13 protein-coding genes and 2 tRNA genes are annotated in these 11,062 nt (G+C 35.8%); 13 read left to right on the forward strand and 2 right to left on the reverse strand.

The annotated features are described in order from the left end of the window. The 8 genes from HMPREF2937_RS03315 to HMPREF2937_RS03350 all read left to right on the forward strand — a co-directional run. Nucleotides 1–1,596 (forward strand): NEAT domain-containing protein (locus HMPREF2937_RS03315; protein ID WP_070864023.1); only part of this gene is annotated, 1,596 nt, incomplete at its 5' end. A gap of 77 nt (nt 1,597–1,673) precedes the next feature. Next, nucleotides 1,674–2,339: a heme uptake protein IsdC gene (gene isdC / locus HMPREF2937_RS03320; protein WP_070864024.1), complete on the forward strand. Its 666-nt coding sequence runs from the start codon at nt 1,674–1,676 to the stop codon at nt 2,337–2,339. 1 nt (nt 2,340) lies between these two features. Then, nucleotides 2,341–3,798 (forward strand): NEAT domain-containing protein, encoded by a 1,458-nt coding sequence (locus HMPREF2937_RS03325; RefSeq protein WP_070864025.1) that lies wholly within the window; start codon nt 2,341–2,343, stop codon nt 3,796–3,798. Next, on the forward strand, nt 3,782–4,663 hold the full coding sequence (gene isdE, locus HMPREF2937_RS03330; protein ID WP_070864026.1) for a heme ABC transporter substrate-binding protein IsdE: 882 nt from the start codon (nt 3,782–3,784) through the stop codon (nt 4,661–4,663). The genes HMPREF2937_RS03325 and isdE overlap by 17 nt, the downstream gene beginning before the upstream one ends. A gap of 8 nt (nt 4,664–4,671) precedes the next feature. Then, the gene (locus HMPREF2937_RS03335; RefSeq protein WP_070864027.1) at nt 4,672–5,646 is read left to right on the forward strand and encodes a FecCD family ABC transporter permease; all 975 of its coding nucleotides are present in this window, start codon (nt 4,672–4,674) and stop codon (nt 5,644–5,646) included. Beyond that, nucleotides 5,627–6,397, forward strand: coding sequence for an ABC transporter ATP-binding protein (locus HMPREF2937_RS03340; RefSeq protein WP_070864028.1), 771 nt, complete (start codon nt 5,627–5,629; stop codon nt 6,395–6,397). Before HMPREF2937_RS03335 ends, HMPREF2937_RS03340 begins: the two co-directional genes overlap by 20 nt. 2 nt (nt 6,398–6,399) lie before the next feature. Then, nucleotides 6,400–7,110, forward strand: a complete 711-nt coding sequence (gene srtB / locus HMPREF2937_RS03345; RefSeq protein WP_070864029.1) for a class B sortase — start codon at nt 6,400–6,402, stop codon at nt 7,108–7,110. A gap of 15 nt (nt 7,111–7,125) precedes the next feature. Further along, complete coding sequence (locus HMPREF2937_RS03350; protein WP_002480445.1) at nt 7,126–7,461, forward strand: antibiotic biosynthesis monooxygenase; 336 nt, start codon at nt 7,126–7,128, stop codon at nt 7,459–7,461. Between the two features lie 117 nt (nt 7,462–7,578). Here the strand turns inward: HMPREF2937_RS03350 and HMPREF2937_RS03355 are convergent, their stop codons facing one another. Further along, nucleotides 7,579–7,797 carry an IDEAL domain-containing protein gene (locus HMPREF2937_RS03355; RefSeq protein ID WP_002480446.1) on the reverse strand — a complete coding sequence of 73 codons (219 nt, stop codon included), beginning with the start codon at nt 7,795–7,797 and terminating at the stop codon, nt 7,579–7,581. A gap of 210 nt (nt 7,798–8,007) precedes the next feature. Between HMPREF2937_RS03355 and HMPREF2937_RS03360 the strand changes: the two genes are divergently transcribed. From HMPREF2937_RS03360 to HMPREF2937_RS03370, 3 genes are all read left to right on the forward strand, one after another. After that, entirely contained in the window at nt 8,008–8,580 is a 573-nt protein-coding gene (locus HMPREF2937_RS03360; protein WP_070864030.1) for a competence protein ComK, read from the forward strand. Nucleotides 8,581–8,730: 150 nt separating this feature from the next. Further along, a tRNA-Asn gene (locus tag HMPREF2937_RS03365) sits at nt 8,731–8,805 on the forward strand. 3 nt (nt 8,806–8,808) lie between these two features. After that, nucleotides 8,809–8,897: transfer RNA gene (locus tag HMPREF2937_RS03370), tRNA-Ser, on the forward strand. Between the two features lie 127 nt (nt 8,898–9,024). Here the strand turns inward: HMPREF2937_RS03370 and HMPREF2937_RS03375 are convergent. Then, entirely contained in the window at nt 9,025–10,011 is a 987-nt protein-coding gene (locus HMPREF2937_RS03375; RefSeq protein ID WP_002480448.1) for a lipoate--protein ligase, read from the reverse strand. A 203-nt stretch (nt 10,012–10,214) separates the two neighbouring features. Between HMPREF2937_RS03375 and HMPREF2937_RS03380 the strand changes: the two genes are divergently transcribed. Continuing rightward, nucleotides 10,215–10,400 carry a YkvS family protein gene (locus HMPREF2937_RS03380; protein WP_002480449.1) on the forward strand — a complete coding sequence of 62 codons (186 nt, stop codon included), beginning with the start codon at nt 10,215–10,217 and terminating at the stop codon, nt 10,398–10,400. Between the two features lie 6 nt (nt 10,401–10,406). After that, a complete protein-coding gene (locus tag HMPREF2937_RS03385) occupies nt 10,407–11,009 on the forward strand; it encodes a CPBP family glutamic-type intramembrane protease (protein ID WP_070864031.1) in 603 nt (200 codons plus the stop codon). Nucleotides 11,010–11,062: the final 53 nt, after the last annotated feature.

Raw genomic sequence — 11,062 nt, forward strand, 5'->3', positions numbered from 1 at the left:
GATGAGTATAAGAAAAAGAAAGAAACAGAAGCATTCGATAATGCGATTACGTTAGAAGATAAGATTTATCAACTTAAGAAGTTGATGGCGAAAGATAAAGTGCCTTCAGAAAATGATAAAGAAATGCTTGCTGACTATGAAGAACAATTACAAGAACAGTTAGAAGCAGCGAAAAAAGAATTTAAAAATGCGCCATTGTCAGATTTCACAATTACAAACCCAGAACAACATAACTTTGAAGTGTTGCATAGTAAGAAAAATGAACCTTCACACATGGACTTTGAAGTAGTCAAACCGATGCAAGTGTTCCAACAAAACGGTAAACACTATGTGGCGATGACAATTAAGTCAGACAGTATGTGGGATGACTTTATGGTGGATACTAAAGAAGGTTACGAGCGTGTGAAAACGATCGCACGTGATACGAAGAAGAATGAAAGAACAGTCGTCTTCCCATATCAAGTTGGTATTGATCACTATGATGCGATTGTGAAAGTCAGCTTACCTAAAATCAACTACGAAGGTGCTTACCATGTAAGAATTAAAGACCTTGACCAAAATAAACCGCCGACTGCACAATCAAATCAACAACAATCAGATGCAGCAGCACCGAAAGTGACGCCTAAGCCACAAGTAGAAAAGCCAGCTCCAAAACCACAAGTTGAACAACAATCTGACCACACTACACCTAAAGTAGAAACTCTAAGTGCTGCGCCTGTTATAAAAGAAATCGGCTTTATGGTTAAAAAAGACGGTGAAGATCAAAAATCAGTCATGGATGATTATATGGACCACCCGGCAAAAGTGGTTAAGGAAAATGGTAAAACATTTGTCCAGTTTACAATTAAAAATCCAGATTGGTGGCAATCATTTGAACTCTTTGATGGTGCACAACAGCTCAAACAACATGAGGTTTCAAAATCAGCTGATCAAAAAGTTATCAACTTTGAAGTGAAACCAGGTACAAAGATGTTAACAAGTAAGGTGCATATTGTAGTCCCAGGCATCAATTACAACAATAAATATACGACACAAATTGCTTTTGACGAAGCGGTTGCTGATTTAAAAGCACCTGAGTCAAAACCACAAGTTAAACCTATGCCTAAACCACAAGAAAAAGCTGAAGATCAAGCAACTGATAAAGTTGTAGATAAAACAGTTGAAAAAGAAAAAGTACAACCAAAAGTTATCACACCTGAAAAAGATACTAAGCAAGTCGATGAATCGACTGAAAAAGCATCGGATGAGTCTAATGTAAAACCAGAAATAAAAGTAGAACCGATGTCAGTTCAAAAAACAGAACCAAAAGTATCTGAAGTTGTGACAGAAGTACAAGATGCGGCAGCAACTCAACCATCTATGAAAGCTATGGCATCTAAATCTGTACAGCCGCTTGGTTCAGTTAAAGCTAAAGCAATGAAGTCTGAAATTGTAAAATCAGTTAAAGGAAACAAATCAACACCTGCTAAGGCAAAAGCATTGCCGAAAACCGGTACAGAAGAATCAGCGACAACGTTTGGCATTTTATCTGTATTTTTAGGCGGTATCGCACTGTTTTGGAATAGACACGTGAAATCAAAGAAAAATAGTCTGTAATGTATTCCTGAGAATCAAGAAAATGAGGTTGTGGGTCTCTCACAACCTCTCATCATATAGAAAGAAGGATGATTCATATGACAACAACAATCAAGAAAGTTATCGCAATGAGTGCGGTATTAATTGTGTTAACTTGGGCCATTTTTTTCATTGTAGCTTCAGCTGCTGAAAAAGATCTGAATTACGATATTTTAAAACATAAGACACAAGACGTATCGATGGCAAATGATTATTTCAATAAACCCGCTAAGTTAATTGATAAAAACGGTAAACAATATGTACAATTCACAGTCAACCACAGTCATTGGATTGTTAACTTTACATTTAACGGTCAAAAAGAAAATATTGTGCATGAAGATAAAGCAAAAGATGAACGTACTTCAGAATTTTTAATCGATAAAACATCAGGCGAAATTCCAGGCACAATTAAAGTGTATATCGATGAAGAAGTAAACGGTAAACCTTTTAAATATGACCATAACTACAACATTACATATTTATTAAAAGGTGATAAGCAAGGTGACAGTGCCGCAGCTGCATCCCATGCGGATGATTCAAAAGGTGACACTTCAAAAGGAGAAAATGCCGAAGCAACAGGAAAAGCAACATCATCAGATGCGACACCGACAAATCCACAAACAGCTGCCGGTGAATCTAAATGGCTTTATATCACTTTAATGGGTGCTTCAGCTGTATTACTTCTATTTTTTGTCGTCAATAAACGTAAAAAAGGACAACATTAAAATGAATGTACCTCACAAATGTTTAGTTGCTGTACTATGTGGCAGCTTACTTTGTTCATTTACCGTTGACAACTCAAAAGCTGAAGTCAATCATCAAACATTATCACAACAAACAATTAAAGAGATACCTTTTAAAGTCTATAAAGAAAACAGTCAGGATGTGTCAGTTATGAATGATTATATGGCACATCCAGCAACTGTCAAAACTAAAAACAACAAAGTTTATTTACAGTTTAAATTGCTGTATCCAGAGTGGTGGAAAGCTTTTGAATTATATGAAGGTGATAAACAATGTGATGTACGTACAGTCAGTGAAACAAAAGAAGCACGTATTGTAGAAGTTGAAGTCACATCAGAGACGCAAACATTTACTTCAAAAGTACATATTATCGTCCCTGATATTCATTACGATCATCACTATACAACCAAAATTAATTTAGAAGCACAATTGCCAAAAGATGTGACACCTAAAGTACAACCGACACCAAAGCCAAGTCCTGAATCGAAGCCAAAAACTGACGTTCAACCAAAACCAGATACACAACCAACAGAAAAACACACACCCAAAAAAGTATTTCCTAAGAAATCCAATACCCACGTATCAGAAATACAGAATTTGAATTTCAAAGTATTAAAACATCAAACAAATGAACGATCAGTGATGGATCAATATATGGTACATCCAGCTAAAGTGACCTATCACAATCAGCAAGCTACTGTTCAAATGACATTAAAAAATGCTGCGTGGTGGAAGTCTTTCGAAATCTTTAATGGTGAAACGCGTATTCCAGTAAAAGTGGTAAGTGAAGATTCACAACAAGATCAACGTGTCATTGAATTTAACATGCCAAAAGATCAGAAAATGTTGACCTCAAAAGTACATGTTATTGTTCCGCATTTAAATTATGATCATCACTATACAACTGAAATGGTGTTTAATGAAACAGCTCAAGAGACAGACACACCAAGCCAACAAGAAGAAAAAGGTGGCACATCTATCAAACAAGATGAGGGCACAGAAGTATCAACAAATGAAGCGACAGAAACGGTTGAAACTAAAGAAAATACTATAGTAGAAACTCCGTCAGAACATGCATCTGAGACACACAATCATAAACAAACACCAACCAATCCAGCATTTAATCAGGCACAATCGATGAATGACACACCATTTATTACGTCATCAAGACCTTCACAACCAAGTGCTGTTAAAACAACACAAACTGCAAAAACAATGGAAGAACCGCCATTGCCTGAAATATTTCCTAAATTCAATCGGCATGCGGATGATGGTGAACCTATTAAATTTACAAAGACACATTCAGATGTTGGAAAGTATTTAAAGAGAATGAATCAAATTTATTTAGGTGCGGTGATTATTTTGGCGAGTGCTTTGTTAGTAGTCTCTACACTTTACGTTAGAAAGGGTGAAGGTAAAGGTCATGAGAAAAAACATTAAACGATGGTGTGTTGTACTTTTAGGTTTAATTGTTCTACTGACTGGTTGCCAAGCACAAGAAGATAAAAATAACCAAACATCTTCTGAAAAATACCGCATTGTACCGACAACAGTAGCTTTGACACAAACGTTAGATGCTTTGAATTTAGACATTGCAGGTAAACCCGACTCATATAAAACACTGCCTGAAAGATATGACAATGTACCGAAAGTCGGACAACCGATGACACCAGATATGGAGAAGGTACAAGCTGTTCACCCGACACATATTTTAGGCGTTTCTACTATTGAAGATGAGACAAAACCTAAGTTCAAAATGATTAAAGCTAAAGCTATCTTTTATGACTATGACAGTCTAAAAGGCATGAAAACTTCTATTTCACAGATGGGTAAAGAATTTAATCGTGAAACAGAAGCATCAAAGCTAAATCAAAAATTGACACATGCAGAAGAACAAATCAGACAAAAAGCAGCGCAACAAAAGCACCCTAAAGTACTCATTTTAATGGGTGTGCCAGGCAGTTATTTAGTTGCTACGAATCGCTCTTATATCGGCAATTTAGTTGAAATTGCGGGCGGTGAAAATGTGATTAAAGAAAATTCGAAACAATATCTAGCTTCTAATACAGAGTATCTGTATGACGTTGATCCAGATATTATTCTGCGTTTGCCACATGGAATGCCTGAAGAAGTTAAAAAGATGTTTGATAAAGAATTCAAAGAAAATGATATTTGGAAACATTTTAAAGCAGTCAAGACAGGTCGTGTCTATGATTTAGAAGAACAACCTTTCGGCATTACAGCTAATATCGATGCAGACCAAGCCATGCAAGATTTATATGATATCTTCTACAACAAGAAATGAGGTGGAGTATGAAATATAAATTCAGTGTCGTCTTTATTTGTACCTTAATTCTCTTTGTTGTAGTGGTCTTGTTTGCGTTGCTTAACGGTAAATTAGGCATAAGTTCAGCTCAGCTTTGGAATAAAATCGCAACAGGTCATGATAATCAAATCGATGCGATTATAGATTTACGTTTACCACGTATCATTGTCGCGATTTGTGCAGGTGCTGCGTTATCCGTAGCGGGTGCTTATTTACAAGCAGTGCTGAAAAACCCGCTTGCGGACGCCAGTATTATCGGTGTCAGTTCAGGTGCTTTGGTGGCTAAAGCACTTGTGATGACTTTGGTGCCGACTTTATTCTTTTATATGCCAATTATCAGCTTTATAGGCGGATTATTGCCATTTACTTTATTGTTTTATTTACAACATCGTTATCAGCTGAATCCGATGCGCATGCTGCTTGTCGGTGTGTCGATGTATGCGATGTTGAATGGTATGTTGGAATATTTAACCGCTAACCCAGCTGTGAGATTATCTGCTGGTTTATCTTTAAAAGTATGGAAAGACGCAGCACAAATTTCAGTGACTACATGCATAGGACTTATCTTAGCTATAACTGTTATCTTTCAAGCGAATATGTTGGGTTTTGATGATCGACAAGCACACAACTTAGGCTTTCCTATACAACGTTATCGTATGTGGATAGGGTTGATTGCGGTTTTTTTAGCGAGCAGTGCAGTAGCTGTAGCTGGTGCTATGGCCTTTGTTGGTTTGATTGTACCGCATATTGCACGTCGATTAGTCGGCAGTGACTATAAGAAAGTTGTGATTTGTTGTGTGTTATTCGGTGCGATAGCCGTGCTATTAGCGGATACACTTGGCAGGTTGATGTCCCGTCAATTTGAAGTGCCAGCGCATATTATTACGGTCATTATCGGCGGACCTTATCTTATCTATTTAATCTGTAAAGGAGCGTACCGAAATGAATATCAACAACGTTGAGTTTAAATATGGTCAAAGACAACTCTTTAATGACTTGAATCTGACAATTAAACGTCATGCGGTAACTTCTATTATCGGACCGAATGGATCAGGTAAGAGTACCTTACTTCAAATGCTTGCAGGTTATCTTCAACCTCAGGCTGGTTGTGTGTACATAGAAGGCAATGATTTGAATACATTAGGTAAGAAACAACTTGCGCAAATGTTATCAGCAGTCCATCAAAACAATACAGCACCTGAAGATTTCACCGTTAAAACATTACTGCGCTATGGACGATATAGTCATCATCGTTGGTTGAAGAAAGATGTAAGAGGAGAAGTGGTCATTGAACGTGTACTTGAACAATTCAATTTAACTAAGTATGCAGATCGTCCGATTGGCGCTTTGTCCGGTGGCGAAAAACAACGCGTTTTTATCGCAATGGCCTTAGTCCAAGAACCACAATATTTATTATTAGATGAACCTACCACATTTTTAGATTTACATTATCAATATCAAGTCCTTGAGATGATTCGACAGTTAAACGACATGCATCGTTTAACTATCATCATGGTGCTTCATGACATAAATCAGGCTTTAACTTATAGTGATGAACTGATTTGTGTCGCAAATGGAGAAATTGCAGCACAAGGCAAGCCGCAAGCTATCGTGACATCAGAATTATTAAAAACAATTTACCAAATCGACGCAAAGATTATTCATGATAAAGATTGCGGCATATTAATTGGTAAATGTCACGGCGGGTGTTAATGATGAATAAACTAATACGTGTCATTCAATTTGGATTAGTGCTGGTTATTATTGCGGCTATCTATCTTATCTTCCAACATCGTTTAGATAATGAAGCGGAAGAAAAACAATACGAAGTTTTACAAACAGACTATAAAAAGAAAGGGGTCCGCCCACAATTTGAAGCATTAGCAGAGGTCAATTCTGACATTCATGGGTGGATTCGTTTAGAAGGTACGAGTTTGAATTATCCCGTTTTACAATCCCGAGATAATGAAGATTACTTAGAACATAACTTTAAGAAACAAAAAACGAAAAAGGGCAGTATCTTTGTAGATTATCGTAATAACTTACAAGATTTATCTCAAAATACAGTGCTTTATGGTCATAGTGTTGGCGATAAAACTATGTTTGATGAGTTACATCAATATTTGAATCAAACATTTTATGATGCACATCAAACGATAGAGTTTGATACAAAGTATCATCAGTATGCGTTAAAAGTATTCAGCGCATATTCGACGGATGCCCATGATAACTATATACAGACAAATTTCAACAATGTACATGAATACGAACAGTTTTTAAAAGAAACGAAAAATAAATCGAAAATCAAAACAGATATTTCAGTTCATCCACAAGACAAGATAATGACGTTATCTACGTGTGAAGATGCTTTTTCGCGTTCTGATAAACGTGTTGTTGTGGTTGGAAAATTAATTGAAAACAGATAAAGGAGTGTATGCGCTATGTTTATGGCAGAAAACAAATTGAAATTAGATAAAGGTTCAGCAGAAGGAATTGTAGAACGTTTTTACAAACGACAAGGTATTGAAACAATTGAAGGTTTTAAAGAAATGTTTGTCACAACGACAAATAATTTAAAAGAATATGATGAAGTGAAAATTTTAACAATTTGGGATGCAGAAGCATGTTTCAAAAATTGGTTGAGCTCAGATGTCTTCAAAGATGCCCATAAAAATGTACGTCATCAATCTCAAGATCAAGCGAGTCCAATCCAAGATAATGAAGTACTGACTTATACAATTGGCTATTACTATTTAAATGATCAAGAGGGGAAATAGAACGAAGTTTATTTCTCATTATGCTTAAAAATAAGCAAACAAAAAAAGGTCTATTCATTCGGTATTTGAAATGAATAGACCTTTTAGTATGAACAGGAACAGGAATCCCACGACGAGTTAGCCAATTAAAACATCCTCCAATTGATTATATTCTTCAATGTAACGATTGAATGCTGCTTCATCTTTTTCGATTAAAGCTTGGTCAATCAGTTCTGTAAGTTTTTCTTTACGTACATTACGTAGAGCTTGATCAATTACGAGTTCTACCCCCAGGTCGTTTACATTCGCTACGAACGCCTTCAGTGTTCCATTTTTTACATTGATATTGTGATTCATTTTAATCACTGCCTTTCTTTTTTTAAGTTATTTACGAGTATACATTGCATTTAATCTAAAATCAATGAATATTCTGACTTTTTAAAAATTAAAAGTGTAATATTAACTCAAAAGTTTCTATTGACTTTTCTAGGTGCTAGTATACAATAATTACATGATTAGATGTCTAACGAATTCTAATCGTAATTAATTAAATAGGAGGACGTGCTTATGGACGAACATAGCATCTTCAAAAGCGATGATATGGCCATTATCCCAGTCATTGCTCAAGAGTATGGAGCACTCCATACAAAATTGCTTACCTACAATAAAGATCCGAGGATTGTAGAAAGCCCCCCGCAAAAAACTTTAGACAACTCTTGTCGCTTTTATGGTTCAACCTTTCAATCACTTCGAACTGATACCGCTCGGATTACCAACATCAACAGTAAACCACCCATTTTACTTTCACCAGTTATTTCAATCTTTCTATTCTCTACCCATTCTGAACGCTCTGAAGACAATATTTGGATTAACATTGAATTTGTACAAGATATCAAAGCGTTGAAGAACAATACCACTAAAATCACTTTTTCTGACGGACAATCTTTAATCACAACCGCAACAGTCCGTACTATCTGGCATCAATATAAAAATGCAGCTTATTATGAACACATCATTAGAAAGCGTGTTAAGAAAATTAAATGGAATACAGAGCGTCCTATTGACTACTCTAAACCTGCTTTAGACGTGTATGAAACACTTTGTACTTATTTAGTGATTAATAACACGCCACGCAGCTAGCGTAATTTTAAACATTTTATGATATTATCTCAAACTGCGGGATGTTTATAGGGAATGAGTGTAAATGTTCCGCAACTTTTTCGTTATTTTCTCTTGAATTATTTTAAGGGATTGTTATAATAGTATTTGTGCTTGAAGAAATTACATTATTCCACAGTAGCTCAGTGGTAGAGCTATCGGCTGTTAACCGATCGGTCGTAGGTTCGAGTCCTACCTGTGGAGCCATATGGAAACGTACTCAAGTTGGCCGAAGAGGCGCCCCTGCTAAGGGTGTAGGTCGCGAGAGCGGCGCGAGGGTTCGAATCCCTCCGTTTCCGTTACTGTAAGAATCCCATTAAATCAATGTCTTAGACGTTGACTTAATGGGATTTTTCTTTTTGTTAAAGTTGAATGAGAAAAGGTGAGAAACTGAGTTCTCACCTTAATCATGTAAAGCTTATTTAATTATGACATTAATCGAATTAATTCTTCTCTTGGAATATCTCCGAAATAATGATACGTATCGAATTCAGATAAAGCCGCTTCAATACTCTCGAAATTATGCAAGCTGCCGACTAATGCATGTTCTAAATCTGACACATCGCCGACACCGAAGAAGTCACCGAAAATTTTCGCATGTTCAATACGTCCGCGCTTAACATCCAATTTAATTTGAACGAAACCTTTTTCGAATTTCTCTTCACGTTCAAAGTTATATTTAGGGTTTTTACCATAGTTCCAATTCCATGAACGATATTTTTCATTACTTAATGCTTCAATGTTCTTCCAATCATCTTCAGTTAACACGTATTCTTCAACTTCATGTTCACCAAAGATATGTTTTAGGATAATTTCTTTGAAAGTTTCAATGTCAATCGGCTCTTCTAAGAATTCAGAGATGTTTGCGACACGTTTACGTACTGATTTGATACCTTTAGATTGAATCTTCGCAGGGTTTACACGTAAAGCATTCGCAACTTCGTTTAAGTCACTATCTAACATTAAAGTACCATGGCTGAACATACGCTCTTTCACTTTAACCATCGCATTTCCTGAAATTTTAGCTGCACCGATTTGGATATCGTTACGTCCAGTCATTTCAGCATCTACGCCCATTGCTTGTAAAGCTTGAACAATCGGTTCTGTGAACTTTTTAAAGTTATGGAAACTGTTGCCGTCGTCATCAGTGATAAAGCTGAAGTTTAAGTTTCCAAAATCATGATAAACGGCACCGCCGCCTGAAATTCGACGCACAACATCGATATTGTGTTCATCTACATAGTGTTGATCAACTTCTTCAATCGTATTTTGGTTTTTACCAATAATGATAGAAGGGCGGTTAATATAGAATAAAAAGTAATCGCTATCGTTAGGAAGGTGTTTTAACACATACTCTTCCATTGCTAAATTTAATGTGGGGTCTGTAATACCTTTGTTACTAACAAACTTCATACATTTTCTCTCCTTCTGTACTTACTTTGCTTGATACTTTATTTATGCCCTAATTTAGGATAAAATGCCAACTATACACTTTGCCAGAAAAAAGGCACCAGTCGGACTTCAATTACAATTATAACGTGTTTACAGGATATTTGTTTATTTGAAGAGAGAATTTTAGTACAATATAGAATAGTATAATTCAAGGAGGATCTGTAATGACTATTGCAGAAGTAGGAGATATTGTAGAATTTTATGACGGTTTAAGAGGCCGTGTCGAAAAAATTAATGATAACTCTGTTATTGTTGACTTAACTATTATGAAAAATTTTGAATCATTAGATTTACCTGAAAAAACGGTAATTAATCATAAACGCTATAAGATAGTTGATCAAGAAGGTTAAAATATAATGAAAACTAATACAAAAGCATTACTATGGTTTGTGATAAGCTTTGTAGTGTTCCACATCATCTTATTTATCATGTGGGGAGAACGACAAGAATATTGGTATCTGTATACAGGCATTATGTTGTTTGCGGGTATCAGTTATGTCTTTTATCAACGTGATTTAGAATCTAAACGATTGTTGACGTCTATCGGTATCGGTATTTTAACCGCAATCGCATTAATCATTGTACAGTTGATTATGTCTTTGATGTCACAAGATTTAACGTATACATCATTGATTAAAGATTTATCACGTTCTGGCGTTTACTTTAAATGGCAGATTTTAGTGACATTACTCTTTGTGATTCCTTGTCATGAACTTTATATGCGTACGGTACTGCAAAAACAATTGTTGAATCTTAAGTTACCGGCTTGGGCAGCGATTGTGATTACTGCACTCGCATCAAGTTCACTCTTTTTCTACTTCGATAAAATCTGGTTATGCATTTTTATTTTCATCGTACAAGCTATTCTATCAATCAGCTATTATTATACGCGTCGAATTATTACAACTTCTGTTGCACAAATTGTGGCAGTGGTGTTATTACTGATTTTTCATCCTTAATTCAAAAGGACAAAAAAAGAGGCTCTTTGTCAAATTCGGTTGATATATAAAAA

The organism is Staphylococcus sp. HMSC061G12 (genome assembly GCF_001838465.1).
Taxonomy (GTDB): Bacteria; Bacillota; Bacilli; order Staphylococcales; family Staphylococcaceae; genus Staphylococcus; species Staphylococcus simulans.